General features: G+C 65.4%; 26 protein-coding genes. 4 read left to right on the top strand and 22 right to left on the bottom strand.

The window, feature by feature from the left end; translation table 11 throughout:
* Positions 1–4: 4 nt before the first annotated feature.
* The 3 genes from rimO to phaC all read right to left on the bottom strand — a co-directional run bounded on the left by rimO (position 5) and on the right by phaC (position 4,088).
* Positions 5–1,465 carry a 30S ribosomal protein S12 methylthiotransferase RimO gene (gene rimO, locus E8M83_RS24690; RefSeq protein ID WP_229491897.1) on the bottom strand — a complete coding sequence of 487 codons (1,461 nt, stop codon included), beginning with the start codon at positions 1,463–1,465 and terminating at the stop codon, positions 5–7.
* A 99-nt stretch (positions 1,466–1,564) separates the two neighbouring features.
* A complete protein-coding gene (gene phaR, locus E8M83_RS24685) occupies positions 1,565–2,131 on the bottom strand; it encodes a polyhydroxyalkanoate synthesis repressor PhaR (protein WP_137176003.1) in 567 nt (188 codons plus the stop codon).
* 205 nt (positions 2,132–2,336) lie between these two features.
* Positions 2,337–4,088: a class I poly(R)-hydroxyalkanoic acid synthase gene (gene phaC, locus E8M83_RS24680; RefSeq protein WP_137176002.1), complete on the bottom strand. Its 1,752-nt coding sequence runs from the start codon at positions 4,086–4,088 to the stop codon at positions 2,337–2,339.
* Between the two features lie 51 nt (positions 4,089–4,139).
* On the opposite strand from phaC, the gene E8M83_RS24675 reads away from it, so the two are divergent.
* Positions 4,140–4,391 (top strand): hypothetical protein, encoded by a 252-nt coding sequence (locus E8M83_RS24675; RefSeq protein ID WP_137176001.1) that lies wholly within the window; start codon positions 4,140–4,142, stop codon positions 4,389–4,391.
* Between the two features lie 26 nt (positions 4,392–4,417).
* Here E8M83_RS24675 and pgeF read toward each other — a convergent pair whose 3' ends face one another.
* Positions 4,418–5,209, bottom strand: a complete 792-nt coding sequence (pgeF, locus tag E8M83_RS24670; RefSeq protein WP_137176000.1) for a peptidoglycan editing factor PgeF — start codon at positions 5,207–5,209, stop codon at positions 4,418–4,420.
* The gene (locus E8M83_RS24665; RefSeq protein ID WP_137175999.1) at positions 5,206–6,300 is read right to left on the bottom strand and encodes an RluA family pseudouridine synthase; all 1,095 of its coding nucleotides are present in this window, start codon (positions 6,298–6,300) and stop codon (positions 5,206–5,208) included. Before E8M83_RS24665 ends, pgeF begins: the two co-directional genes overlap by 4 nt.
* A 64-nt stretch (positions 6,301–6,364) precedes the next feature.
* Here E8M83_RS24665 and E8M83_RS24660 point away from each other — a divergent pair, with 64 nt between their 5' ends.
* A complete protein-coding gene (locus E8M83_RS24660; RefSeq protein ID WP_137175998.1) occupies positions 6,365–7,267 on the top strand; it encodes an outer membrane protein assembly factor BamD in 903 nt (300 codons plus the stop codon).
* 41 nt (positions 7,268–7,308) lie between these two features.
* Here E8M83_RS24660 and yaaA read toward each other — a convergent pair whose 3' ends face one another.
* On the bottom strand, positions 7,309–8,079 hold the full coding sequence (gene yaaA / locus E8M83_RS24655) for a peroxide stress protein YaaA (protein WP_137175997.1): 771 nt from the start codon (positions 8,077–8,079) through the stop codon (positions 7,309–7,311).
* A gap of 36 nt (positions 8,080–8,115) precedes the next feature.
* On the opposite strand from yaaA, the gene E8M83_RS24650 reads away from it, so the two are divergent.
* Both E8M83_RS24650 and E8M83_RS24645 read left to right on the top strand, forming a co-directional pair.
* A complete protein-coding gene (locus E8M83_RS24650; RefSeq protein WP_137175996.1) occupies positions 8,116–8,571 on the top strand; it encodes a putative toxin-antitoxin system toxin component, PIN family in 456 nt (151 codons plus the stop codon).
* 28 nt (positions 8,572–8,599) lie between these two features.
* Positions 8,600–9,757, top strand: coding sequence for a pyridoxal phosphate-dependent aminotransferase (locus tag E8M83_RS24645; protein ID WP_137175995.1), 1,158 nt, complete (start codon positions 8,600–8,602; stop codon positions 9,755–9,757).
* A 3-nt stretch (positions 9,758–9,760) separates the two neighbouring features.
* Here the strand turns inward: E8M83_RS24645 and E8M83_RS24640 are convergent, their stop codons facing one another.
* The 16 genes from E8M83_RS24640 to E8M83_RS24565 form a co-directional block, all read right to left on the bottom strand.
* On the bottom strand, positions 9,761–10,237 hold the full coding sequence (locus E8M83_RS24640) for a hypothetical protein (protein ID WP_137175994.1): 477 nt from the start codon (positions 10,235–10,237) through the stop codon (positions 9,761–9,763).
* A gap of 107 nt (positions 10,238–10,344) precedes the next feature.
* A complete protein-coding gene (locus E8M83_RS24635) occupies positions 10,345–11,676 on the bottom strand; it encodes a hemolysin family protein (protein WP_137175993.1) in 1,332 nt (443 codons plus the stop codon).
* Positions 11,677–11,846: 170 nt separating this feature from the next.
* Positions 11,847–12,203, bottom strand: a complete 357-nt coding sequence (locus E8M83_RS24630) for a translation initiation factor Sui1 (protein WP_137175992.1) — start codon at positions 12,201–12,203, stop codon at positions 11,847–11,849.
* A gap of 43 nt (positions 12,204–12,246) precedes the next feature.
* On the bottom strand, positions 12,247–13,596 hold the full coding sequence (locus E8M83_RS24625) for a TonB C-terminal domain-containing protein (protein WP_170976916.1): 1,350 nt from the start codon (positions 13,594–13,596) through the stop codon (positions 12,247–12,249).
* Positions 13,597–13,712: 116 nt separating this feature from the next.
* Complete coding sequence (locus E8M83_RS24620) at positions 13,713–13,916, bottom strand: hypothetical protein (RefSeq protein WP_137175990.1); 204 nt, start codon at positions 13,914–13,916, stop codon at positions 13,713–13,715.
* Between the two features lie 12 nt (positions 13,917–13,928).
* Positions 13,929–14,825, bottom strand: coding sequence for an SPFH domain-containing protein (locus E8M83_RS24615; protein WP_137175989.1), 897 nt, complete (start codon positions 14,823–14,825; stop codon positions 13,929–13,931).
* 99 nt (positions 14,826–14,924) lie between these two features.
* Positions 14,925–15,938 carry a lipopolysaccharide assembly protein LapB gene (locus E8M83_RS24610; RefSeq protein WP_137175988.1) on the bottom strand — a complete coding sequence of 338 codons (1,014 nt, stop codon included), beginning with the start codon at positions 15,936–15,938 and terminating at the stop codon, positions 14,925–14,927.
* Positions 15,935–16,825, bottom strand: a complete 891-nt coding sequence (locus E8M83_RS24605) for an ExeA family protein (RefSeq protein ID WP_137175987.1) — start codon at positions 16,823–16,825, stop codon at positions 15,935–15,937. Before E8M83_RS24605 ends, E8M83_RS24610 begins: the two co-directional genes overlap by 4 nt.
* Positions 16,825–18,633 carry a pilus (MSHA type) biogenesis protein MshL gene (gene mshL, locus E8M83_RS24600; RefSeq protein WP_137175986.1) on the bottom strand — a complete coding sequence of 603 codons (1,809 nt, stop codon included), beginning with the start codon at positions 18,631–18,633 and terminating at the stop codon, positions 16,825–16,827. Before mshL ends, E8M83_RS24605 begins: the two co-directional genes overlap by 1 nt.
* A 14-nt stretch (positions 18,634–18,647) precedes the next feature.
* Positions 18,648–18,998, bottom strand: coding sequence for a hypothetical protein (locus E8M83_RS24595; RefSeq protein WP_229491891.1), 351 nt, complete (start codon positions 18,996–18,998; stop codon positions 18,648–18,650).
* Entirely contained in the window at positions 18,995–19,681 is a 687-nt protein-coding gene (gene gspM, locus E8M83_RS24590) for a type II secretion system protein GspM (protein WP_137175984.1), read from the bottom strand. The genes E8M83_RS24595 and gspM overlap by 4 nt, the downstream gene beginning before the upstream one ends.
* Positions 19,678–20,337 carry a PilN domain-containing protein gene (locus E8M83_RS24585; protein ID WP_137175983.1) on the bottom strand — a complete coding sequence of 220 codons (660 nt, stop codon included), beginning with the start codon at positions 20,335–20,337 and terminating at the stop codon, positions 19,678–19,680. Before E8M83_RS24585 ends, gspM begins: the two co-directional genes overlap by 4 nt.
* Positions 20,334–21,266, bottom strand: coding sequence for a type IV pilus biogenesis protein PilM (gene pilM / locus E8M83_RS24580; protein WP_137175982.1), 933 nt, complete (start codon positions 21,264–21,266; stop codon positions 20,334–20,336). The genes E8M83_RS24585 and pilM overlap by 4 nt, the downstream gene beginning before the upstream one ends.
* Before the next feature lie 195 nt (positions 21,267–21,461).
* Complete coding sequence (locus E8M83_RS26555) at positions 21,462–21,902, bottom strand: type II secretion system protein (RefSeq protein WP_170976915.1); 441 nt, start codon at positions 21,900–21,902, stop codon at positions 21,462–21,464.
* Positions 21,903–22,118: 216 nt separating this feature from the next.
* Positions 22,119–23,351: a type II secretion system F family protein gene (locus E8M83_RS24570; RefSeq protein ID WP_137175980.1), complete on the bottom strand. Its 1,233-nt coding sequence runs from the start codon at positions 23,349–23,351 to the stop codon at positions 22,119–22,121.
* Between the two features lie 16 nt (positions 23,352–23,367).
* On the bottom strand, positions 23,368–25,071 hold the full coding sequence (locus tag E8M83_RS24565; protein WP_137175979.1) for a GspE/PulE family protein: 1,704 nt from the start codon (positions 25,069–25,071) through the stop codon (positions 23,368–23,370).
* Between the last annotated feature and the right edge of the window lie 82 nt (positions 25,072–25,153).

The following is a 25,153-nucleotide window of genomic DNA, read 5'->3' as shown; positions in this document are numbered from 1 at the left end:
TGCTTCAGACTGGCGTGGCCCACAGGTCGTGGGCGTCTGCCTTGGTGATCACGACGTCGGCGAACTGGCCCACCGCGAGCTTGTTCTTGCCCGGCACCAGCGGACGCTTGATGTGGACCACGCCATCGATTTCCGGCGCATCCGCGCTTGACCTGCCGATCGCTTCGCGCGGGCCGACTTCGTCGACCAGCACGCGCACGGTCTTGCCGACCTTGGCCTGCAGGCGCTTGGCCGAGATGTCTTCTTGCAGCAGCATGACGCGGGCGCGGCGTTCTTCGCGCACTTCTTCGGGCACCGGATTGGCCAGCTCGTTGGCGGTCGCGCCTTCGACCGGCGAATAGGCAAAGCAGCCCAGGCGGTCGATCTGCGCTTCTTTCAGGAAGTCGAGCAGGTATTCGAACTCGGCCTCGGTCTCGCCCGGGAAGCCGGCAATAAAAGTAGAGCGGATCGTCAGGTCCGGGTTCATCTTGCGCCAGTTGAGGATGCGCTCGAGGTTCTTCTCGCCGCTGGCCGGACGCTTCATGCGCTTTAACACATCCGGATGCGCGTGCTGCATCGGGATGTCGAGGTAAGGCAGCACGTGGCCGTCGCCCATGAACGGGATCGCATGGTCGACGTGCGGGTAAGGATAGACGTAGTGCAGGCGCACCCAGGCGTCGTACTGGCGCGCCAGCTGGCCCAGCGCCTCGACCAATTGGGTCATGTGGGTCTTGATCGGCCGGCCGTTCCAGAAGCCGGTGCGGAACTTGACGTCGACGCCGTAGGCGGACGTATCTTGCGAGATCACCAGGAGCTCCTTGACGCCGGCCTTGAACAGGTTCTCGGCCTCGACCAGCACCTCGTCGATGCGGCGCGATACCAGGTCGCCGCGCATGGACGGAATGATGCAGAAGCTGCAGCGGTGGTTGCAACCCTCGGAGATCTTCAGGTAGGCGTAGTGCTTCGGGGTCAGCTTGACGCCGTGGTCCGGCACCAGGTCGATGAACGGATCGTGCGGTTTCGGCAGGTGCAGGTGCACCGACGCCATCACTTCGGTGACGGCGTGCGGGCCGGTCACGGCCAGCACCTTCGGGTGCACCTTGGTGATGATGTCGTCGCCCGCCGCATCCTTCTTGGCGCCCAGGCAGCCGGTCACGATCACTTTGCCGTTCTCGGCCAGCGCTTCGCCGATCGCGTCCAGCGACTCCTGCACCGCGGCGTCGATGAAGCCGCAGGTGTTGACGATCACCAGGTCGGCGCCGTCGTAGGACTTGGCGGTCTGGTAGCCTTCGGCGCGCAGCTGGGTCAGGATCTGCTCGGAATCGACCAGCGCCTTCGGGCAGCCGAGCGAGACAAAACCGACCGTCGGCGCAGTCACACCGGCGGCCGGCGTCGGAATGACGATGGCCGGGGCCTTGGCGGCAGCAGCGATGCTGCTTGCGCTGTTGCTCGGGTTGGCAGAAGGATTACGACGGAGTTCAGGCATGGGCGGACGACAAATGATTTGGGCAATCCGCGATTGTACCTGAACCCGGGGACCCGGTGGGGGTCGCGGGCCGGTGTGTTGCAGCGCTGTGCTAGATGCTTACTTCTTGTCGGTCGGATTGGTCGGCATGCCCGGGAACGGGAATGCGCCGAACATCGCCTTGCTCTGGTTCTGCATCTGCTCTTGCATCTGCAGGAACAGGTTCTTGCTCTGGTCGATGTAGTTGTTCATCATGCCCTGCATCATCGGGCCCTGGACGTTCATGAACTGGGTCCACATCTCGGGGCTGAACGGTTTGCCTTCGAGCGCGCCGGCGGCATTGCTGGTGAACTTGTTCTGGATGTCGGTGAAGGCTTGCACGTTCTTTTCCAGGTAAGAACCCATCATGCCCTGCATCGCGTGGCCGTAGTAGCGGATGATCTGGGCCAGGACCGAGCTCGAGAACATCGGCACGCCGTTCGCTTCTTCTTCCAGGATGATTTGCAAGAGGATGCTGCGGGTCAGGTCTTCACTGCTCTTGGCATCGACCACCGTAAACTCATCGGCATCGAGCACGAGTTGTTTGACGTCGGAAAGAGTAATGTATGAACTGGTCTGCGTATCGTACAGGCGACGGTTCGGGTATTTCTTGATCAGGCGTTCCGTACTTTTCTTCACACTGCTCATCTCTCGTTCCATAGGTTGCGCCGCGGCTTCGTGAACCACGTACTTAGAATTGTGTGCGCCGGCGGGGCCGGTTCGTCTCCTGGCCGTCTGCAGCCAGGTCGGCAGTAGACGGACAGCACATACCATACCACGCTATTGACGCAGGTGCAGCAATTACCAGTTTGCTTACTACCCTAGCTTTTCTGTCAATGAAACGCACAACCGTTCAATCGGCGCGCGCCTTGACATAGCGTCCGGGCGCCGGTTCCAGCGCGGAATATTGCGCATTGCCGGGCGCGGTCGGCGCCGGCACTTCCGCGCCGCCGTGTTGCGCCAGGAACTTGGCCCATTCCGGCCACCAACTGCCCTTGTTCTCGACCGCGCCGTCGAGCCAGGCCGCGTCGTCTTTCGGCTTCGATTTTCCCGTCTTGTCATTGACCCAGTAGCTGCGCTTGTTCTTGGCGGCCGGATTGATCACGCCGGCAATGTGGCCCGAAGCGCCCAGCACGAAACGGTTCGCCTTCGGATTCCTTGGATTGAGCAAGCCCATCGAGGCGTAGGCCGCTTGCCATGGCACGATATGGTCTTCCTTCGAGCCATAGACGAAGACCGGCGCCTCGATCTTGCCGAGGTCGACCGGCACGCCGCACACCGTCAGGGCGCCCGGCTGCATCAGCTTGTTCTCGAGATAGGTATTGCGCAGGTACCAGCAGAACATCGGCCCCGGCAAGTTGGTGCTGTCGGCATTCCAGTACAGCAAATCGAAGGCCGGTGGTTCCTTGCCCTTCAAATAGTTTTGCTGGACATAGTTCCATACCAGATCGTTCGGTCGCAGGGCCGAGAAGGTCGTCGCCAGGTCGCGGCCCGGCATCAGGCCGCCGCCGCCCAGGGCCTGTTCGCGCAGCGCGACCTGGGCCTCGTCGACGAAGACCTCGAGCACACCGGTATCGGAAAAGTCGAGCAGGGTCGTCAGCAGCGAGAGGCTGGCTGCCGGCTGCCGGCCGCGTGCGGCCAGCACCGCCAGCGCGGTGGCGGCGATGGTGCCGCCGACGCAGAAGCCGAACACATGGGTCTTGTCTTGTCCGCTGATCCCGGCCACCACGTCCAGCGCGCGGATCGCGCCCTTCTCGACGTAATCGTCCCAGGCCAGGTTGGCCTGGCTGCGATCAGGATTGCACCACGACACCATGAACACCGTATTGCCCTGCTCTACCGCGTAGCGCACCAGCGAATTCTCGGGCTGCAGGTCGAGGATGTAGAACTTGTTGATGCACGGCGGGATCATCAACAGCGGCACGCTATGCACGGTCGGCGTGGTTGGCGTGTACTGGATCAGCTGGAACAGCTCATTCTCATAGACGACCTGGCCCGGCGTATTGCCCACGTTGCGGCCGACCTCGAAGGCGGATTCGTCCGACTGCGAGATGCGGCCCTTTTGCAGGTCGGCCAGCATATTCGCCATGCCCTTGGTCAGACTCTCGCCCCTAGTGTCGATCATTTTCTTCTGCGCTTCCGGATTCGTCGCGAAGAAATTGGCGGGCGACATGGCGTCGACCATTTGCTGCACCGCGAAACGGATCTTCTGGCGCTCGCGCGGGCCAGCCTCGACCGCATCGGCCAGGGCCAGCATGAACTCCGAATTGAGCAGATAGGAGGCGGCCGAAAACGCCGACAGCGGGTTGGCCGACCATTCCGAGGCGGAGAAGCGCCGGTCGTGCAGCTCGGGTGTCTTGCCCGAGACAAAATCTTGCCAGAGCTGGGCGCCCTTCTTGAGGTAATCGTCGCGGATCGATTCCAGCTTGGCCGGGTCGATGCCGGCGCCCACGTCTTTCAGGAAACCGGCCAGTGGATTGGCGGATGCGGGCGGCGGCGAGAATGGCGCCATGGGCGCCAGCTTCATCCAGCCCTCCCAGGCCTTGGGATCGGTGAATTGGGACATCCAGGTTGCGGCAAAAGCTTGCGGGTCAGGCATGTTCATGTAGGCATCCGTTGTTAGAATCTCGTCTCTTCAACCAGGAAACAAAACATCATGTGGATCGTGGCCATTGCGTGGATATACGTCGTCGTACTCATGGCGGCGACCGAACCGACCGTCATCGGCGGGATCATGACCTTCGTTTTTTACTGCGCAGTCCCATTATCCATTCTTTTTTATCTGACTGGCGCAAAGCGGCGTCGGCAGCGCCGCCAGGCGGCGGCGCAACACCAAGGCAAACCCGGGAACAAGGATGCGGCTGGGGATGCCGCCGAGCCATCCGGTGCGGATGGCGACGGCGACTGAGCAGTATCGGGCAGTCCCGCAACCCCTTACTTGATCCAGATCAGGCTGGCTTGTCGGCCGGTGACGCCATCGCGGCGATAGGAATAGAAGCGCTGCGGGGCGCTGGCCGTGCACAGGCCGCCGCCATGGACGCGCTCGACGCCATCCTGCGCCAGCATCAGGCGCGCCAGGGTGAATATATCGGCCAAAAATTTACCCGACCGGCCCGGATAATCGCGGAAACAGGCACGCGCGGCCTCGCCCGGGATCGCGGCCGTGAAGGCGTCCACCACATCCTGGCCCACCTCGAAGGCGTCGGGGCCGATGGCCGGCCCCAGCCAGGCGGTGATCTCGCCCGCGCCCGCCGCACGCATCGCCTTCACCGTTTCTTTCATCACGCCGCCCGCCAGTCCGCGCCAGCCGGCATGGGCCGCGCCCACTACCTTGCCGCCCAGGTCGGCGAACAGCACCGGCAGGCAATCGGCGGTGAGAATCGCGCACACCACGCCGGGCGCGGTGGCCGTGCTGGCGTCACCCGTGCACACCGGCAGACCCGGCCCCACGGCGGCGGCATCGACCACATCGGCGCCATGCACCTGGGCGATCCAGGCAGGATGGCCCGGCAGCCAGGCTTGCAGCCGTTCGCGGTTGGCGCTCACGGCCTCGGGTTCGTCGTTGACGTGCAGCCCCAGGTTCAGGCCGCCACCGCCCTTGCCGTCGTCATACGGCGCAGTGCTGACACCGCCGTCGCGGCTGGTGGCCAGCGCGCCGACCGAGGCCGGCAGGTCTGGCCAATCCGGCCAGACCAGGTCGGCGGCTGCGAGCGCGGACTGCGTCATACGCGGTAGGTGATGACGCCGTCGTCATCGTCGTGGTCGTCGCTCTCGCTGCCGAAGTCGCCATCTTGCGGTTCCTTGATGCCCGCCTGGGCGATCAGCGCGGCGAAATCGTCGGCCAGCGGCACCGTCCATTCGCATTGCTCGCCCGTGCCCGGATGCACCAGGCCGAGACGGCGCGCCTGCAGCGCCTGGCGGTGGAATACCGGCGTCAGGTGGCGCTTGCCGTACACCGCGTCGCCCACCAGCGCAAAGCCCAGCGACTGCATGTGCACGCGGATCTGGTGCGTGCGGCCAGTCTCCAGGCGGCAGCGCACCAGCGACACCGGACGGCGATCGAGTTCGCCGCTGACCACGCGCTCGTAATGGGTGATCGCCGGCTTGGCGAACGGGCTGTTCGAGACCGCCATCTTGACCCGGTCCTTGGCGTCGCGGCCCATCGGGCTGTCGATCGTACCCGAGGCGCGCGGCGTGCCCCATACCAGCGCGAAATACTCGCGCTTGACGGTGCGCGCCTGCAGCTGGCGCACCAGGTCGGTCTGGGCGGCCAGGGTCTTGCCCACCACCATCAGGCCACTGGTATCCTTGTCCAGGCGGTGCACGATGCCGGCGCGCGGCACGCCCACCAGTTGCGGGCAGTGGTGCAGCAGGCCGTTGAGCAGGGTGCCGTTCCAGTTGCCCGAACCCGGGTGCACGACCAGGCCGGCCGGCTTGTTGACGACGATGATGTCGTCGTCCTCGTGGACGATGTTCAGTTCCATCGGCTCCGGCGCGAACGCCGTATCCTCGGGCGCCGCCTGCGGTTCGACGACGATGGTCTCGTCGCCGTAGGCGGTGTCCTTGCCGCGCGCCGGCTTGCCGTCAACCATGATGTGGCCGCTTTCGAACCATTGCTGCAGGCGGCTGCGCGAGAACTGGGGCACGAGGCCCGCCACCACCTTGTCGAGCCGCTGGCCGCAGTGTTCTTCTTGCAGCGCCAGGGTGATCGGCGACAGGTCGATGCCGGGCACGGGGGCGAACCCGGCCTCCAGTTCATCGTCAAAGTCAGGGTCAATAGGTAAATCCGCCGAATCCGGCGCAGGAGTTAATATCACGTCAGTCCCATCGGCTATAATCAGCCGTTCGTTGAATCTAGGTAAAACTTCTCTGCAAAAAGCTATGCAAAAAAAATTGTCTGTGTTGGTCGCAACTTGCGCCCTCGTCGGCCTCTCGGCATGCAGTGTTCTGCCGAAGCCTACCGACGAATCCAAAAACTGGTCGGCGGAGAAATTATACGCTGAGGCGCGTGAGGAGATGGCCGGCGGGCACTACGAAGCGGCAATTCCGCTGTTCCAGCGGCTCGAAACCAACTTCCCGTTTGGCGTCTATGCAACGCAGGCCCAGATGGAGATCGCCTACGCCCACTACAAGGCGCAAGACCAGGCCGAGGCCCTGGCCGCGGTCGAGCGCTTCATCAAGCTGCACCCGAACCACGCCCAGGTCGACTATATGTACTACCTGCGCGGCCTGATCAACTTCAACGACCAGCTGGGCTTCTTCAGCTTCGTCTATGAGCAGGATCCGACCGAGCGCGACCCGCGCGCCACCCGCGAAGCCTTCGCCGCCTTCAAGGCCCTGGTCGACAAGTACCCGAACAGCAAATATGCGCCGGACTCGATCGAACGCATGAGCTACCTGATCAATGCGATGGCGCAGTACGAAGTGCACGTGGCTAATTACTATTATCGCCGCGGCTCTTACCTGGCAGCGCTCAATCGCGCCCAGGACGCGGTGGCCAACTACACCGACGCCCCGGCCCGCGAAGAAGCGCTGTTCATCATGATCCGCAGCTACGACAAGCTGGGCATGCCCCTGCTGCGCGACGACACCCAGCGCGTGTTCCTGCTCAACTACCCTGACAGCTATTTCCTCAATCCGGGTGCACGCAGCGACGCTGCCTGGTGGAAGTTCTGGGCCAAGAACGATACCCGTCCACGCCCGACGTCGAGCGCCGATGCGCCATGGTGGAAATTCTGGGCCAAGAGCGGCCCGCGTCCTTCGCCGAAGGACGCAGTGGAGTAAGATCCCTGCCTGCCGGCGCCCTCGGGCGCCGGTTGTCCGAGTCAGGCGTCCAAGCGGCGGCGGAATACCCAGCTGTTGCCGCTCGACGCGCTCGCGTCATGGGCATAGCCGTCGATATCGAACTCTTTCAACTGCTCAGGGTCGGTAATGCCCTTGTCGGTCGCGTAACGCGCCATCATGCCGCGGGCGCGCTTGGCGAAGAACGAGATGATCTTGTACTGGCCGTTCTTCCAGTCCTGGAATACCGGCTCGATCACCGGCGCATCCAGGAGCTTCGGCTTGACCGACTTGAAGTACTCGGTCGAGGCCAGGTTGACCAAGGACTTCGATTTGGTCTCGGCCAGCTGGCGGTTCAGCGCTTCGGTGATCGTCGCGCCCCAGAACGCATACAAATCCTTGCCGCCCGGGTTCGCCAGCTTGGTGCCCATTTCCAGGCGATACGGATGCATCTGGTCCAATGGACGTAGCAGGCCGTACAGGCCGGACAGGATGCGCACGTGCCGCTGGGCATACTTCAGTCCCTTGGCATCCAGGCTTGGGGCATCGAAGCCGGTGTAGACGTCGCCATTGAACGACATGATGGCGGGACGCGCCTCGGTGTGGTCGCGCTCCCAGTGGGCATAGCGGCCAACGTTGAGCGCCGACAGCGCATCCGACAGGTGCATCAGCTCGCCGATCCGGGCCGGCGAATAGTCGCGCAGCACCGTGATCAGGCTGCTTGCCTGCGCGATGAACTCGGGAGTGGTATGTTGCTTCGTAGTCAGGGGCGATTCGAGATCGAGCGACTTGGCGGGGGACAGGACAATCAGCATGAACGACCGAAATTTTTCCAAAGATAAACAAGCATCATGATAACCGTTCCAGCAAAACCCATCGTCATCGACACCAATGTACTGCTCGACCTGTTCGTGTTCCACGATCCACGCTGGGCCGATCTGCTGGCCGCTATCGAAGCGAAGGAAGTCGACGCCGTCACGCGCGCCGAATGCCGCGACGAATACCTGGCAGTGCTGCGCTACCCGCACCTGCCGCTGGACGAAGCCGGCCGCGAACAGGCCGCGGCGCGTTTCGATTCCCTGCTGCGCCTGGTGGCGCCCGATGCGAAAGCGATCCGCCTGCCGGTATGCACCGACCGCGACGACCAGAAATTCATGGAACTGGCGCGCGACGCCGGCGCCGCGGTCCTGATCAGCAAGGACAAGGCCTTGCTCAAGCTGGGCCGCAAGACCGCGCAGGCCGGCCTGTTCCGCATCATGCTGCCCGAAGCCTGGCTCAAGGCCAGGGCCGAAGGCACGCTAGAATAAATCCATCTTTTACTTTTCGAGTGCGTCCATGAGCATCCCTACCCTGGTCACCCGCCTGCCGCAAGTAGGCACGACCGTGTTCACCCAGATGTCGCAACTGGCGCTCGAGCATGGCGCCGTCAACCTCGGCCAGGGCTTCCCCGACTTCGCCTGCGACCCGAAGCTGGTGGACCTGGTGAGCGAGGCGATGCGCGCCGGGCATAACCAGTACGCGCCCATGACCGGCGTGCCGGCGCTGCGCGAGGCGATCGCCGCCAAGATCGCGGCCACCTATGGCCACCGCTACGATCCGGCGACCGAGATCACCGTCACCGTCGGCGCCAGCCAGGCGATCCAGTCGGCGATCCTCGCCGTGGTGCATCCGGGCGATGAGGTGATCGTCATCGAGCCGGCCTACGATTGCTACGCGCCCGCGGTGGCCCTCGCCGGCGGCGTGGTGGTGCCGGTGGCGATGCTGGTCGACGAGAACGGCTACAGCGTGCCGTGGGACGCCGTGCGCGCTGCCGTCACGCCGCGCACCCGCATGATCGTGGTGAACACGCCGCACAATCCGACCGGGACCATCCTGCGCCAGCACGACCTCGATGCGCTGGCAGCGATCGTCGACGGCAGCCAGATCCTGGTGCTGTCCGACGAGGTGTACGAGCACATGGTGTACGAGGGCGAGCCGCATGCCTCGGTGTCGCGCCACCCGGTGCTGGCCGAACGCGCCTTCGTGGTGTCGAGCTTCGGCAAGGCATTCCATGTGACCGGCTGGAAGGTCGGCCACGTCGCCGCGCCGGCAGCCTTGACGGCCGAATTTCGCAAGGTCCACCAGTACAACGTCTTTTCCGTCGCCACGCCGATGCAGCACGCCATCGCGGCCTACCTGCAAGACCCGGCGCCGTGGTGCGACCTGCCCGCCTTCTACCAGGCCAAGCGCGACCTGTTCCGCGCCGGCCTGGCCGGTTCGCGCTTCACGCTGCTGCCGTCCGATGGGACCTATTTCCAGTGCGTGCGCTACGACGCCATCTCGGATCTATCGGAGGTGGCGTTCGCCAAGTGGCTCACCAGCCAGATCAAGGTGGCGGCGATTCCGGTCTCGGTGTTCTACAGCCAACCCACCGAATCGAAGATCGTGCGCTTCTGCTTCGCCAAGAAGGACGAGACGCTGCAGCTCGCGCTGGAGCGTCTCGCCCGGTTGTAGGAATCAGTAGCCGCGCGTCGGCTTGGTGGCCATGGCCACGATCGCGGCGCCGGCGGCGATAACCAGGGCATCCTCGATCAGGCCGCTGCGGGTCTGGCCCATGCGCGTCATGGCCTGCTTGCGGCCGGCGAGCGTCAGGTAGGCCAGCGGCACGGCAGTGGCGACGGCCGCCGCCGCCCCCGCCTTCTCCCTCCCTTTCGGCGCCAGCGCGGCGCCGGCGATCCCGGCGCTCATCACGCGCGCCAGCAGGCCGAGAAAGACGGTGCGGTCGGGCGCGCTCTTCATCTTGTCGCCAAGTAGCTCACCGACACCCATCGCCAGCGCGCCATATTTAAAGGTCGGGCGGTCGAGCAGGAACAACTCGCCCGAAGTACCGCGGCCGGCCAGGCGCGCGGTCGCGATGGTGGCCATGGGGGTCATGGAACGGGCGCTGGCGACGGCGCCGATCAGGATCGAGGACAGCAGGTTGCGAATCGACACGGATTGGGACTCCTGTAAGCAGGTAGGCAGCTCGCATCATGGGGCGAGCCGGACCGCTTCAGGCTACCAAAGTGCGCCATATATTGACGCACGGCTCAGCCGCCCGACTAATCCGTCAGCAGGGTCGTCGACGCCGACGACGGGTCGGCGCGCTCCAGGCGCTTGACCAGCAACTGGTCGATCCGGTAGTGGTCGACGTCGACCACCTCGAAGCGCATGTTCTCGTGTTCGACGCTGTCGGTCGGCTTGGGCACCTTGCGCAGCATGTACATCATGAAGCCGGCCGCCGTTTCATAACGCTCTTCCTCGGGCAGCGACTGCAGGTCGAGCACCCGCTTCATGTCGGCCACCGGCGTGCTGCCGTCGATCAGCCATGAGCCGTCGTCGCGCTGCATCGTCTGCTGGTCGGCTTCCAGCGGGCTGCCCCAGCGTCCCATGACGGTGACCATAATGTCGCTCAGGGTGATCACGCCAACCACGAAGGCATATTCGTTGATCACGATGGCGAAGGTCTCCTTGCTGGAGCGGAAGCGGTCGAGCATTTCGGACAAGGTCAGCGAGTCCGGGATCATCAGCACGGTGCGGATGGTCGATTCGCTCAGCTGGAACTTCGATTGATTGCCCAGCAGGCGCACCAGGATGTCGCGGGTATCGACATAGCCGACCACCCGGTCGATCACGCCGTCGCAGACCGGGAATTTGGACAGCGAGTGATTGGCGATCTTCTGGCGGATGCTCTCTTCGGGCTCGCTCAGGTCGAAGAACACGACGTTCTCGCGCGTGGTCATGGTCGACGTCACGGTGCGCGACTCGAGCTCGAACACGTTCTCGATGAAGTGCTGCTCCTGCTTCTGCAGGACACCGGCCTGGGCGCCGGCTTCGACCACCGCCGAGATCTCGTCGAAGGTGATGCGGTCTTCACGCGTCATGTCCACGCCAAAAAGGCGGAACAGCATGTTGGCGATCTTGTTCAGCGCCCACGAGAATGGCCTGAAAATCCGGATCACGAACAGCACCGGACGGATGACGGCCATTGCCGTCGTCTCGGGCGCGATCATCGCCAGGCGCTTGGGCATCAGGTCGGAGAACAGCACGAACAGGGTCGTGACGAACACGAAGGACAGGGCGAAGGCCACGTTCTCGCGGCCCGGGCCGCTGTAGAACAGCGACAGCCACTCCATGAAGAATGGCCGCAGGGCGCCCTCGCCCAGGATACCGCCGAGGATGGCGATCGCATTCAGGCCGAGCTGCGAGGCCGCGAAGAAGTCGGCCGACTGGGCCTGCAGGGCGATGACCTTGCGGGCCCGCTCGTCGCCCGCCTCGGCCAGGAGTTTCAGCTTGATTTTTCGTGCGCCCGCCAGCGCGATCTCGGTCAACGACAGGAAGCCGGCCGCCAGCACCAGCAGGGCCAGCACGGCCAAATGTTCGAACAAATTCATGGGACACCCGGGGTTTATTCTAAAGGTCGCTTTGACCGGGAGATTGCGCCACTGTCGTCCACCAAACGTGGCCGGCGGCGCCCTGGATGCTCCGCATCCAGGCAATCATGTCACTTTAGCACATGCCATGTGTTGGCATCATGCGCGATTGGCAGCCAGGCTGCAAGATCTCAGCCGCCCGCGCGTTTCGGGGCATGACCGAGTCTGGCCAGCATCGCCATCACCAGGTCGCAGTGATCGCCCTGCACTTCGATGACGCCATCCTTGACCGTCCCGCCGGAGCCGCAGGCGGTGCGCAACTGTTTGCCCAGCAGCACCAGCGCGACCGGATCGAGTGCAACGCCCTTGACCAGGGTGACGGTCTTGCCGCCCCGCCCGTTCGACTGGCGCGACACCCGCACCACGCCATCGCCCACGGGCGCCGCCCTGGCCTGGCAGGCGCAGGCCGCGAGCGGCATGCGGCATGCGGGGCACATGCGTCCATTCTCCGTGGAATAGACCAGGCCACCGTTCGAACTGCGCTTCATGTTCTGCTCACGTTTTCATGCAAGGGTTGGAATCACGGCGCCCCTACTGCAGGCGCACGGCGACGTCGAACAGCCAGGTGCGGCGTATCTCGACCACATCGTACTGCCTGGCCAGCGCAGGCGGGAAAGGACCGTAGGGCGCCTGGCTCGCGATGATCTGGCGGATGCCGTCGTCGATCGCCGCCACGCCGCTCGAGGTCACGAAGGTGACCTTTTCCACCGAGCCGTCGGCGCGCACCGCCACGGTGACGACCGGCTGCGTATGCGGCTGCTTCACCGCTTCGCGCACCATGTCCAGCGTCATGTTCATCTCGATCTTGCGGCTCATGGCTTGCGCGTACACGACCAGGTCCTGGTTGGGATCGGAACGGCCGAACAGCCAGCCGCGCCGCTGGCCGCTGACCGTCGGCTGCGGCACGCCAGCAGGACTATTGGACGGATTGCGCTGGGAGGCTTCCCGGGCAAGTTGTTCGGCGATCGCGCGCAGCCGCTCTTCGCGCGGGGCCAGCGGCGTTGGCTGTCCCTGCACGGCGGGCGCTTGGGGCGACGCGGCCTGGCTGGCTTGCGCCTGACTTGCCCGTTCCTGCTCGCGTGCCGCCTGCTCCCTTGCGGCCTGGTCCCTTACTGCCTGGTCCCGTGCCGCTTGCTCCCTTGCCGCCTGCTCCCTTGCTGCTTGCTCCCTTGCCGCCTGCTCCCTTTCCGCCTGCTCTTTTGCTGCCTGCTCTTTTGCTGCCTGCTCGCGCGCCGCCTGCTCGCGCTGCTGTTGTTCGCGGCTTGCCTGCTCCTGCCTGGCCTGCTCTTGTTGAATCGCTTCCTGTCGCGCAGCCTCGCGCCGCGCCTCTTGCTCCTGTTCCTGCCGCGCCGCTTCGTGCTGCGCCTGCCGTTCGCGCTCGCGCCGCTCGGCCGCGACCCGCTCGGCATCCACGCGTGCGGCGGCCTCGCGTTCGGCGGCCTCGCGTTCGGCCTGCGCCTGCGCCAGGGCGATCAGCTCCGCCTCGCGCGATCGGTCGACTTCCGGCAGCTCTGGCTCAGGCGCCGGTGCGGCGGTAATCTGCGGGCGTGCCGCTTCGTTCACCTCCGGCCGTGGCACATCCGGCGCCGGCACGCGCGGCACGGCCGGCGCCGCGACGGCAGCAACCGGAGCCCGGGTCGGAGCCGGAGCCGGAGCCGGAGCCGGAGCCGGGGCCGGCCTCGGGCTTGGAGCTGCGGCGGGCGCCGCCGGCGCACGGGCCGGCGCCAGCACGACCTGCAGGTCGCTGGCCGCCAGGCGCCGTTCCTGCCAGGGCAAACGCAATCCGGCGATGCCGAAGACATCGCCCTGGATCGGTATGCTCAGCAGCAGGGCGTGCAACAGCACGGACAGCACAATCCCCAGGCGCAAGCGCCACGACACGAGGGGTGGGTAGAGCTGCTTCGAGTGGGCCACGAGAATGGGAAGATGCCGTTAGGGACGCAAACCCGGCGATGCTATCACAACAACAGATCCCCGCGGGGTTCGTCTCGCACAGGCTATTCGCCGTCGCCGCTGTCGCCAGCATCGCGCTTGCCGCCGGCCCCGGGATGCTTCACGCCGCGCCGCGCCAGCCCCTCGCGCAGCATGAACTCGATCTGCGCGTTCACGCTGCGCAGGTCGCGGGCGGCGAGGCGCTGCAGTTCTTCCCACAGTGCGGGGTCGATCCGCAAGGGGAAGGCTTTTTTTCCTGGACTTGCCATGCTTGTCGACTGCTAGTTATACAAGGTGCCTGTATTCACGATTGGCTGGGTTTCCTTGTCCGAGCACAGCACGACGAGCAGGTTGCTGACCATCGCCGCCTTGCGTTCGTCGTCGAGTTGCACGATGCCGCGCTCGGACAAGCCGTTGAGCGCCGTCTCCACCATGCTCACGGCGCCATGCACGATTTTAGCGCGGGCGCTGATGATGGCCTCGGCCTGCTGGCGGCGCAGCATGACTTGCGCGATCTCGGGGGCATAGGCCAGGTGGGTCAATTTGGCGTCGAGCACCTCCACGCCCGCCGCCTCGAAGCGGGCCTGCAGTTCGACCTTGAGCGTCTCGGCCACCACGTCCATGCCGGCGCGCAGCGTGGTCTCGCCCGCGGCCAGGTCCTCGCCCTCGTCATAGGCATATTGCGAGGCCAGGTGGCGCAGCGCGGCTTCGGCCTGGATCGATACATAGCGCTCGAAATCGTCCACCTCGAACACCGCCTGGGCGGTGTCGCGCACGCGCCAGACGACCGCCGCGCTGATCTCGACCGGATTGCCGCGCTTGTCGTTGACCTTGAGCGTCGGCGCATTGAAGTTACGGGCGCGCAGCGACAGCCGGCGCTTGACGTAGAACGGGAAGGCCCAGCGCAGCCCTTCGCTGCGGTCGGTGCCGACGTACTTGCCGAACAGGGTCAGGATTGCGCTCTCGTTCGGCTGGAGCATGTACAGGCCGCCCAGGCACAGCGCTGTGGCCAGTAGCAGCGCCCCGCTGCCGATGAGGTAATACAGGCCTTGCGGCGCCTGGGCCATTCGCTGGAACAGGTAGAAGGCAGCCAGCAGCAGGACGATCCCGGCGCCGGCCGCCAGATAGCCGTTGGTCGATGCGAACGCCGATTCCCGGCGCGTGTGGGCTGCTTGCATGGTCGATCTCCTCCAGTGAGTAACATCAAAGTGATATCACTTTAGGATCACCAAATCTTTTTGTCAAGCAATTCTGGCAAGGCCGGAAGCGGCCCCGGTTCAGCGGCCCAGCTGGCGCAGCCTGCGCTCCACGAAAGCCTGCAGCTCGGGCGAGAGTGCGCCGCTCGCCTGGGCCTGCTGGAAGGCGGCCGCGGCTTCGGGATCGCGCTTCTCGGCCTGCAGCGAGATGCCCAGGCCCATCCACCACACGCCGTGCCGGGGCGCCGTGCGCAGCCCGGCCTGGTAATGCCCGGCCGCTTCGCGATGCCGGCCCTCGCGTTGCAGCACACCGGCCAGGAAGGCGTGGTAGTCGCCATTGCCGGCCGCATGCGGCAAGGTGCGCATCAGGGTCTCGATCGCGGGACCGCCCTGCTCCAGCTGCAGCCGCGCCAGCAGCATCGCCATCGACGGCTGGCCCGCGTCCAGGGCCAGCGCCGTTTGCAGCTGGCGCATCGCTTCGTCGGGACGCTTGGCCTCGATCAGCAGGCCGACCAGGGTTTGCCGCGACGGTTCGTGGCGCGGGTCGAGCTTCAACGCAGCTTGCAGGGACGCGATGGCCTCGGTGACGCGGCCATCCTCCAGCACCAGCAGCGCATGCCGGTAGGCGTTCTCGACGCGCTGCGGTGCCGTTTCGGTACGGCCGTTCACGACCGCGGGCGCCGCCGGCTTGCGTGGCGCCTGCGTACGCACGATTTCCTTGCGCGGTTTGGGAGGAAGCGCTTGCGGCTGCGGTCCTGGTTCTGGTTCTGGTTCCGGCTCCGGCGCCGCGGGCAGCGGCGCGGGCGGCGCGACATCGAGCACCTGCACCGGTGCAGTCGCGGGCATCGCCACCGGCGCCACGCTCGGTGCAGCCACGGATGCCACCACCGGCGCGGGCGACTCGCCCAGCGCACGCCAGCCGACCACACCAGCCACCGCAACAGCGGCCAGCGCGCCGCCGGCCAGCGCACCGCGCAACCACGGGGCGCGCGGCTCGGCCGCCGGCGGCAGGCGCACGTCGTCGGGCAGCGGCGCGGCGCCGGGCTGGCCGGCGCGCGCGTCGAGGTCTTGCAGCATCTTGTTAATCAGGCTCATGGCGCGAATGTCCAGGCAAGGCCGGCCGCCGCGCCGGCGACGACGGCGCCGCCCGCCAACCAGGTCCAGATCGTGCGCGTGACGCCGACCGTATCGCGCGCGGCGATGGCGACATGGCTCTTGACCACCTGCTGCTTGCCCTGGCCGTAGCTGAGCATCAGCGCCTTGTGCGCCATGATGTTGACCAGGCGCGGCACGCCCCCGCTGGCTTTATACAGGCCACGGATCGCGGCGCCCGTGAACAGGCGCGCGCCGCCGAAGCCGGCCACGCGCAGGCGATGCGCGACATAAAAGTCGAGGTCATCGCGGCTCAAGGGGCCGAGGTGATAATGAAAAGTGATGCGCTGGGCAAGCTGGCGGATCGAATCGAGTTCGAGCTTGCGGTTCAATTCCGGCTGGCCGAACAGCACGATCTGCAGCAGCTTGCGCTTCTCGGTCTCGAGATTGGTCAACAGGCGCAGCGCCTCCAGGCTTTCCACGGGAATCGCCTGCGCCTCGTCCAGGCACAGCACCACGCGCAACTCCTGGCCGGCCAGGTCGAGCAGACGCAGGTTGATGGCCTTGAGCAGTTGGTGCTGGTCGACGTCGCGCTCGAGCGGTATCTCGAGTTCGTCGGCCAGCGCCAGCATCAGGGTGCGCGGCTCCAGGTAGGGGTTCGGGATGTAGGCGGTGACGAAGCCCTCGCCCAGGGTCGCCATGAACTTGCGGCACAACAGGGTTTTACCCGTGCCGACCTCTCCCGTGATCTTGATGAAGCCTTCGCCGCCGCGCGCCGCCACCAGCAGGGTGTTCAGCGCTTCCTGCGAGCGCGGGCTGCCGAAGAAGAAGCTGGTGTCTGGCGTGATCCCGAACGGCAGCTCGCGCAGGCCGAAATGCGCCGCGTACATCAGTCGCCGCCCAGCGTGCGGCCGCGGCTGCGCGGGTCGAGCTGCTCGATACGGCGGCTGGCGTCCAGCATGTCCTGGCTCCAGTCGCTCGCGCCTTCGACGATCGTCGGTTTGATCAGCACGACCAGCTCGCGCTTCTGGCTGACCCGGTTCTTGTTGCGGAACAGCTGGCCCAGCAGCGGGATCTTGTCGGCGCCCGGCAACTGGTCGGTGTCGCCACTCGATGCCTGGCGCATCAGGCCGCCGATCGCCACCACCTGGCCGTCGCGGCCGCGCACGATGCTGTCCAGCTCCGACGTGCTCGACGCCGCCAGCGGCAGGCGCAGGGTGCCGCCCGAGCCCAGGTCGACGTCCTTGTTGACGGTCGTGACCTGGCTCACCGAAGGGTGGACATGCAGGAGAATATTCCCCTTGTCGTCGATCTGCGGCGTCACGTCGAGCACCACGCCCGAAAAGAACGGTTGCACCGTCACGGTCGGGCTGACGATGGTGCTGTTATTGGTGGTGTTGATATTGTTGGTGATGCCGGTGACGAAGAATTCGTCGGTGCCGATCTTGAGCACGGCCTTCTGGTTGTTGACCGCCGCGATGCGGGGGCTCGACAGCACGTGCACGCTGCCCTGCGACTCCAGGAAGGTGATCAGGGCCGCGAAATTATTGGTCTGGAAGGCCAAGCCAAACAGCGAACCGGCTGCGGTGGCGGCGTTCGACAGCGAGAAGCCGGTGCTGGCCGCGAGACCCGAGCCGTTGTTGATCGGGGCCGGCTGGCCACCGTTGTACGGCAGCGGCGCCAGGCTGGCGCCGGGCGCGATCATGCCGCCCGAGACGCGGTTGGCGGTGCCGCCGCGGAACGAGGCGAACGAGGCCCAGTTGATGCCGCTCTGGTAGCTGTCGGAGAGCTCCACTTCGAGGATCTTGGCTTCCAGGATCACCTGGCGGTCGACCGAGAGCTGGGTCGCCTTCAGGTAGGCATCGACGTTGCGCAACTCGTCGGGCATGGCGCGGATCACCAGCACGCCCGATTGCGGGCTGACCACCACGCTGCGTCCGCCCTCGAGCGTGCCGACGATGGCGGTGATGGATTCCTTGAGGTCTTTCCAGAAGTCGTTGTCGGAACGCGTCTGGACGTCGGTGCTGTTCAGTTGCAGCTGGCCGTTGGCGCCATTGCCGTTCTGGCCGTTCTGCCCGTTCTGGCCGCCCTGGTTGCCGAAGCCCTGGCCCATCCCGCCGTTGTTGTTATTGTTGTTATTGTTGTTATTGTTGTTGCCGGCGTCGGCGACCGAGGTCGAGGACACGCGCGTATTCGACATCCCGAGCCGCTGGGCGGTCAGGTAGTTCACGTGGAACATGCGGGTCTGCATGGTCAGCGGGCGGATGCTGATGCGGGCGCCGTCGATCTTGTAGTCGTAGCCGTACATATCGCGCACCGCTTCCAGCGTCTCGACCAGGGTCACGTCCTTGAGGTTGGCGCTGATCGTGCCGTTCACGTCTGGATGCACCAGCATATTGTAGCGGGTGCCGGCCACGATCGAACGGAAGAACTGCTGCGCCGGCACGTTGTTGAAGGCGACGTTGAAGCGTTCCTCGAGCGCCGGGCGCGCCTTGGGCAACTGGCCGGCCAGGGTCGCCGCTGGCGGCAGCAGCGCATTGGCCACCGCATCGTCGACAGCGGGACGCGGGGCCGGCTGGCTGTTGGCCTTGGCCATCTCCTGGGCGATGGCGTCGTAGGTCGCGTTCGGCGGCGCGCTCTGGCATCCGGCCAGGACCAGCGCCGCCAACGTGCAAGGGATCGTGAAAAGCTTGGTCATGATCGATTCCGTCTTCATTTGGCGGCCCGCGTCATGCCGGGCAGCGGCGCATCCAGGCGCAGCACTTGCCGTTCGCTGCCGCGCACCAGCACCACCTCGTCGGCGCTGACACGCGCCACGCGCGCGCCCTTGAAGGTTTCGCCCGGACGTACCGTTTCGCCGTCGATCACGGCCACGTGGCGGCCGCCCGCATGGCGCGCGATCAGCACCGACTGCAGGCGTGGGCCGTCGTCGACGTCGCCGGCGCTCGGTGCAATACGGTCCATGCTGGCCGGCGGACGGGTCGGGTCGAGCAGCGCTTGCGCGGATGCGGGCGCTTGGGCCAGCGCCAGGCAGGCCAGCGCGGTCAGGAACAGGTTTTTCACAGCTTCATCCATTGTCGGTCCAGGCTCAGGGTATGCAGGGTGAGCGTCAGGCGCGCGGCGGGATATTCCTCCACGTCGAGCTGGGCCCGGCCCCAGAACATCCGGGTCGGCATCGCATCGAGTGCGCTCATGTAGTCGACCATGTCGAGATAGTTGCCGCGCACCGTGACTTCGATGCCGTGGCGGTACAGCAAAGGGGCAGCGGCCGGTGCGGCCATCGGCGCGGATGCGGTGGCGGCTGGCGGCGCATTCGGTCCCGCCAGCGGTTCGACCGGCAGGGTCCGCATCGCGACCAGTTTCAGGCGCCCGTTGGCGCGCAGGATGCCGTCGACCAGGGGGGCCACGCGCTCGGGCGGCACCAGGCCGTGCTCGATCGCCAGCAGCTGGTCGCCGAGCTGGCCCATTTCCTGGCGCAGCGCATTCAGGCGCGTGCGCGACGCGGCGTCGGGGTCGAGCTGGAAGGCCTGCACGCGGCCGACGATGGCCTCGTCGATGGCGGCGATCTCGGTGCGCTGCTGGGCGATCTGGCCGCGCAACGCTTCCTGGGTCGCCGCCATTGGCGCCAGGATCAGCGCGTGGCCGACGAAGGCCAGCAGCGCGCAGGCGGCCAGGCCAACCAGCCCGCGTTCGCGCAGCGACAGCGCGTCGATGCGCGCGCGCAGTTGCAGGATCCGCTCTTTCATTTGCGGGGCTCCTCCGGCACGGATTGCAGGCTGAATTCGATATACGGCGCGGGGCGGGTGGCTGGCTTGCCCTCGGCATCCTGCACCTGCAGCGGCGCCGCCTCGCCGATCTGCAGGCTGGCGAAGGATTTACCCTGCATCAGCGGCTCGTGGGTCAGGCGGTTCAGGTAGCCGGGCACCATGGCCGGATCGACCGTGCGTCCCTTGATGCCGATCTGGGAGCCGCCCGCGTCGACCGTCACGCCGGTCAGCCACAGGCCCTGCGCGCTCTGGCGCGCCAGCGCCTTGAAGTAGCCGGCAAAGCCGCTGGTGTCGCCGAGCTCTCCGCGCGACAGCGCACCCGAGATGTGGCGCATGGCAGCCAGTTGGGCGCTCGCCTCGGCGATTTGCGCGTCCAGCGTCGTGTCCTTCTGGCGCGGCGCGAATTCGCTGTTGGCCGAGGCCAGGCGCGCCTGGCGCTTCTCGAGCTGGGCGGCGCCGCTGGCGGCCTGCTGCTGCAGTTCGGCGATTTCCATCTTGCCGATGACGGAGAGGATGGCAACGCCGGCGATGACGGCGCCGATCGCCAATGCGATGGTGGCGCTCGAGAGGATCTGTTTCTGCGGCTGGAACGCCGGATTGAACAGATTGATCTGCTGGCGTGTGATCGTACTCATGCGCCCTCGCCTTCGCGCAGCGCGGCGCCGATCGCCAGGAAGAAGCGCTGCTGCTGCGCCTTGTCCGCCAGCTCGGGCGTGCGCGACAGGTCGAACAAGGTGGCCAGGTCGAGCGTCTCGACCGGCGTGTACAGGTTGCTCGACAGGTATTCATCGAGGCCGCTCACGGGCGACGGGCCCAGGACCAGCTTGGCGATGCTGATGAAGGAATACTGGCGCTCGAAATGGTCGAGCGAGCGTTGCAGTTCGAGGGTGATCTTGTCGAAGCTCTGGTGCTTGCGGTCGTGATCCGGCTCGAGCAACTGGGCCAGGGTGACGTCGAAGCGGCGCGACAGGTACAGCTCGCCGCGATAGGACACCGTCAGCAGGCCGCCATCGTCGCCGAACGACAGCATGGCGATGCCACGGCCTTCAGGTTCGAGCATGGCCGACACATTACGCTGCGCCATCTCCGGGATGTCGATCGCGTGCAGCTCGACTTTCGCATCCAGGAACAGCTTCTGGCGCGGCTGGATCACCGTGTTGCGGGCAGCGACCGCGAACACCGATTGCTGGGCACGCGAATTGGCGTCGAGCGGGATGTCGAGCACGTCGATGGTGGCTTCCGAGGGCGGAAAATCGAGGACGTCTTTCAGGCGCCAGCGGATGGCGGTCTTGAGTTCTTCTCGCGGCACGTTCGGCGCTTCGACGTTGAGGATCTGGTATTCGCCGCCAGACAACAGCATGACCACGTGGCGCAAGGCAGCCTGCCCGTCGCGCGCAGCCTTGTCGACAGTTTCTACGGTCGCCTGGCCAGGAACGAGGGCGGCAAGTCGCAGCACAGGCTTGGCGCCGGCAATGCGCTTGACGCTGGCAATGGCGAACCCGTCGCGCGTCGCGGCAAGCGCCAGCCAGTCCTCTTTCTTTTTTGTTTTTTTAAACAAGCGCATGCGCACGGCGGAGGTCGTAAAACTGGGCGATGCCCGTGGGAACTTGATTATAGACAAGACGTCCCGGAAAAATCACGAAATGTCGCCAAGTCTGAAAAAATGAATGTTTCCGTGGCTGTCTGGCACAGCCTGGCCGTGACACTGACAAAAAACAGGCGCTGACTGGCAGCGCCTGTTTCCCAACTCTTACCTGGATTATTCGCAGGTGCCGACGGTCGCCACGATGACAGGTACTGGCGAGTTACCGTTCGCCTCGGTATACGTGACCTTGCACGTTTCATCCAGTGCTGCCGGCGCGCCCTTGGCACGCACGGTGGTGGTCTGGCCATTCGTGTCGATCCGGAAATCGTTATCCGACAGGCCAGCAGCGATCTTGATTGCTGCCGCACTCGGATAGCCATTGACGATGGCGATATCCACGCCTTCAGCCTTGACCGGGGTCGTATTCGTGATCAGCCATTTGCCGTGAATCATCGACGACGCCGATGCGATCGACCCTTTCGCGCCCTGCAGCGCCGCAGCGCGCGCATCGCCGCTCAGGTTGGCAAACTTCGGCAGCGCAGTCGCTGCCAGGATGCCCAAGATGACGATCACCACGATCAGTTCGATCAGGGTGAAACCACTCTGCGTTTTCATGTTGAAACTGGTTTTCATTCTTCTTTCTCCGTAACGATGGTATGGACGAGTGGTCGTCCTGCTGGGTACTGCATTGCTGAACAATTCTACCGTGAGAATGTGCAATATTGATGTCTTGACGGCAAAAGGATCGCCTGAAAGCAATGTTTCGTTGATGTAATTTTAAGTTTCATCAAGCCAGTGCGTTCTTTTTGCAACAGCGTCGCGTCCCGTTGCTTATTTCTGATGCAGCGCCGCCTCGCCGAGATCCCAGATCGGCAAGAAAATCCCCAACGCCAGGATCAGCACCATCACGCCCAGGAAGGTGATCAGGATCGGCTCGATCTGGCTCGACAGGGTCTTGAGTTCGTAGTCGACCTCGCGCTCGTACATCTGCCCGATCTCGTCCATCAGGTCATCGATCGACCCGGTTTCTTCGCCCACCGCGATCATCTGCAGCACGATCGGCGTGAACACATTCGCCGCCGTCGAGGTGCGCAGGATGCTGTCGCCGCGCTCGACGCCGTCGCGCATCTGTTCGATGCGCGAACTCAGGTAGGCGTTGTCGGCGGTCTGCGACACCACGGTCAGCGCATGCACGATCGGCACCCCGCTGCGCATCGACAGCGCGAAACTGCGCGCGAAGCGGGCCATGGTGCCCTTGTGGATGATCTTGCCGGCGATCGGCAGGCGCAGCTTGTAGCGGTCCCACGCCAGCCGCCCCTGCGCGGTGCGGGTCCAGGCCCGGAAACCGAACCAGCCGATGACCGCGGCGCCCGCAAGCGCCGGCCACCACTTGATGGTGAAGCCCGACGTCGCCAGCAGGATGCGCGTCATGAGCGGCAGCTCAGCGCCGAAGGACTTGAACACCGAGGCAAACTGCGGGATGACGAAGATGTTGACCACGACCATGGCGATGGCCATCGCGATCACCACGAAGCTCGGATAGCGCAGCGCCGTCTTGACCCGATCGCGCATGTCGCGGTCGAATTCCAGGTGGTCGAACAGGCGCAGGAAGACTTCCTCGAGGCGCCCGGTCATCTCGCCCACCTTCACCATCGACAGGTAGAACGGAGAAAAACACTGTGGATGGCGCATCATGGCGGCCGAGAGTTCGCGCCCGGCGTCGAGCGACTCGCGCAAATCCTTGATCACGCGCCCGAATGCCGGGCTGATCGCCGATTCCTGCAATCCCGCCAGGCCACGCATGATCGGCACGCCCGACTTGAGCAGCGTATGGATCTGGCGGCTGAACAGCTGCACGTCCATCGACGTGACCTTCTTTTCGAACAGGCGCTCGCGCCAACCGAGGCCGCCGGTGCTCGCGGCCTTTCTTGTCACGGATATCTCGATCGGCGTGACGCCGCTGCCGAACAGCTGGTCGGCCACGGCGCCGCTGTCGGCGCCTTCCAGGACGCCGTGTACCGGCTCGCCGCGTGCGTTGCGGCCCTTGTAGGCGAAATATGGCATGAATCAGTCGCAGGCCTTAGTCGTCCATCTGGTTACTGACCCGCATCGCCTCGGCGATCGTCGAGCGGCCCTGCACCGCCAGGCTCACCGCATGGCGGCGCAGGGTCTCGCCGCGCATCTCGGTGTGGGCGACCTTGAGGAAGTGGCCGGGATCGGGGTGATTCACGGCGTCGGTCACGGCGCGCGTCATCTCCAGCAATTCATACACCCCGGTGCGGCCGCGATAACCGGTGCCGTTGCAGTGCGAGCAGCCCTTGCCGTGATAGAAGCGGGTGCTGGCGGCATGCTCGCCCAGTTCGGCGCGCAGCCAGTCGATCTCGTTGGCGGCCGGCTGGTAGTCGACCGTGCAGCTCTCGCAGATCACGCGCACCAGGCGCTGGGCCAGCACCGCCTGCAAGGAGCCGCTGACCATGTAGCGCGGCACGCCCATGTCCATCAGGCGCAGCGGCGTGGACGCCGCGTCGTTGGTGTGCAGGGTCGACAGCACCAGGTGGCCGGTCATCGCGGCGCGCAGGCCGATGGCGGCGGTTTCCTGGTCGCGCATCTCGCCGACCAGCACGATGTCCGGGTCTTGCCGCAGCGCCGAGCGCAGCACGCGCGCGAACGACAGGTCGATCTTGTCGTTGACCTGCACCTGGTTGATGCCGGACAGCCGGTACTCCACCGGATCCTCGACCGTGATGAGCTTCTTCTCGACCGAGTTCAGTTCTGACAGGGCGCTGTACAGGGTCGTGGTCTTGCCGCTGCCGGTCGGCCCGGTCACCAGCACCAGGCCGTTGGGCCGCGCCACGATGGCGCGAAAACGCTCGACCAGGCGCGCCGGCATGCCGATCGCATCCAGGCGCAGGTTGGCGCTGACCTGGTTCAGCAGGCGCATGACCACCGATTCGCCGTACTGGGTCGGCATGGTCGACAGGCGCACGTCGATGCGCTGGTTGCGCACCTTGACCGCGAAGCGGCCGTCCTGCGGCAGGCGTTTTTCGGAGATGTCGAGGTCGGCCATCAACTTGAGGCGCAACGCCAGCGGCGTGGCGACCTTGAGGTCGGCCTCGGTCTGCAGGTGCAGCACGCCGTCGATGCGAAAGCGGATCTGCAGCCGCCCGTCCTGCGGCTCGATGTGGATGTCGGAGGCGCGCACCTGCGCCGCATCGTCGAACACCGATTGCAGCAGCTTGACGATCGGCGCTTCCTCGAGTCCCGGATTGGCGGCCAGCGCGCCGAAGTCGATCGAGGCGTCGCCCAGGTCGGCCTCGACCTCGCGCGCCAGGCCCGTGATCTCGCCCGTGCGGCGGTAGATGCGGTCGATCGCCGCCAGCACCTCGGTCTCGTTGACCACCGCCAGTTCGACGCCCTTCTTGAGCAGGCGCGCGATCTCGTCGTAGGCAAACAGGTCGGTCGGGTCGGATACCCCGACCAGCATCGCATCAACCCGGTCTTCGAGCACCAGCGCGCGGAAGCGCCGCGCCGCCGTCTCGGGCAGCAGGCGCACCAGGTCGGCGTTGATGTTGTAGAACTTGAGATTCAGGTAGGGAATGTCCAGCTGGCGCGCCAGGGCGCCCGAGATCTGCTCTTCGGTGACGAAGCCGCTTTCCACGAACACGCGGCCCAGCTTGCGGCCGGTGCGCTTCTGGTCGGCGAGCGCCTGCTGGAGTTGTTCTTCGCTCAACAGCTTCTGTTGCATCAGCACTTCGCCGAGGCGAACTTTCTCTGGCCTTGCCATACCATCCCTGGGGTGAATTCTTTCAGGGTAGATTCTAATGCCTGAGGGAACAATAGTGACTATCGGCATCATCCCGCGGCGA

This window comes from Massilia sp. HP4 (genome assembly GCF_005222695.1).
In the GTDB taxonomy this organism is placed as follows: Bacteria; Pseudomonadota; Gammaproteobacteria; order Burkholderiales; family Burkholderiaceae_D; genus Telluria.
Note: the sequence above shows the minus strand (reverse complement) of the source record. Positions and strands in the feature narration are given on the sequence as shown.

What these genes read in the sequence shown, in the direction of transcription:
- rimO (WP_229491897.1), bottom strand. Translation starts at nt 1,465, where the DNA reads ATGCCTGAACTCCGTCGTAATCCTTCTGCCAACCCGAGCAACAGCGCA.
- phaR (WP_137176003.1), bottom strand. Translation starts at nt 2,131, where the DNA reads ATGAGCAGTGTGAAGAAAAGTACGGAACGCCTGATCAAGAAATACCCG.
- phaC (WP_137176002.1), bottom strand. Translation starts at nt 4,088, where the DNA reads ATGAACATGCCTGACCCGCAAGCTTTTGCCGCAACCTGGATGTCCCAA.
- E8M83_RS24675 (WP_137176001.1), top strand. Translation starts at nt 4,140, where the DNA reads ATGTGGATCGTGGCCATTGCGTGGATATACGTCGTCGTACTCATGGCG.
- pgeF (WP_137176000.1), bottom strand. Translation starts at nt 5,209, where the DNA reads ATGACGCAGTCCGCGCTCGCAGCCGCCGACCTGGTCTGGCCGGATTGG.
- E8M83_RS24660 (WP_137175998.1), top strand. Translation starts at nt 6,365, where the DNA reads ATGCAAAAAAAATTGTCTGTGTTGGTCGCAACTTGCGCCCTCGTCGGC.
- yaaA (WP_137175997.1), bottom strand. Translation starts at nt 8,079, where the DNA reads ATGCTGATTGTCCTGTCCCCCGCCAAGTCGCTCGATCTCGAATCGCCC.
- E8M83_RS24650 (WP_137175996.1), top strand. Translation starts at nt 8,116, where the DNA reads ATGATAACCGTTCCAGCAAAACCCATCGTCATCGACACCAATGTACTG.
- E8M83_RS24645 (WP_137175995.1), top strand. Translation starts at nt 8,600, where the DNA reads ATGAGCATCCCTACCCTGGTCACCCGCCTGCCGCAAGTAGGCACGACC.
- E8M83_RS24635 (WP_137175993.1), bottom strand. Translation starts at nt 11,676, where the DNA reads ATGAATTTGTTCGAACATTTGGCCGTGCTGGCCCTGCTGGTGCTGGCG.
- E8M83_RS24630 (WP_137175992.1), bottom strand. Translation starts at nt 12,203, where the DNA reads ATGAAGCGCAGTTCGAACGGTGGCCTGGTCTATTCCACGGAGAATGGA.
- E8M83_RS24620 (WP_137175990.1), bottom strand. Translation starts at nt 13,916, where the DNA reads ATGGCAAGTCCAGGAAAAAAAGCCTTCCCCTTGCGGATCGACCCCGCA.
- E8M83_RS24615 (WP_137175989.1), bottom strand. Translation starts at nt 14,825, where the DNA reads ATGCAAGCAGCCCACACGCGCCGGGAATCGGCGTTCGCATCGACCAAC.
- E8M83_RS24610 (WP_137175988.1), bottom strand. Translation starts at nt 15,938, where the DNA reads ATGAGCCTGATTAACAAGATGCTGCAAGACCTCGACGCGCGCGCCGGC.
- E8M83_RS24605 (WP_137175987.1), bottom strand. Translation starts at nt 16,825, where the DNA reads ATGTACGCGGCGCATTTCGGCCTGCGCGAGCTGCCGTTCGGGATCACG.
- mshL (WP_137175986.1), bottom strand. Translation starts at nt 18,633, where the DNA reads ATGACCAAGCTTTTCACGATCCCTTGCACGTTGGCGGCGCTGGTCCTG.
- gspM (WP_137175984.1), bottom strand. Translation starts at nt 19,681, where the DNA reads ATGAAAGAGCGGATCCTGCAACTGCGCGCGCGCATCGACGCGCTGTCG.
- E8M83_RS24585 (WP_137175983.1), bottom strand. Translation starts at nt 20,337, where the DNA reads ATGAGTACGATCACACGCCAGCAGATCAATCTGTTCAATCCGGCGTTC.
- pilM (WP_137175982.1), bottom strand. Translation starts at nt 21,266, where the DNA reads ATGCGCTTGTTTAAAAAAACAAAAAAGAAAGAGGACTGGCTGGCGCTT.
- E8M83_RS26555 (WP_170976915.1), bottom strand. Translation starts at nt 21,902, where the DNA reads ATGAAAACGCAGAGTGGTTTCACCCTGATCGAACTGATCGTGGTGATC.
- E8M83_RS24570 (WP_137175980.1), bottom strand. Translation starts at nt 23,351, where the DNA reads ATGCCATATTTCGCCTACAAGGGCCGCAACGCACGCGGCGAGCCGGTA.
- E8M83_RS24565 (WP_137175979.1), bottom strand. Translation starts at nt 25,071, where the DNA reads ATGGCAAGGCCAGAGAAAGTTCGCCTCGGCGAAGTGCTGATGCAACAG.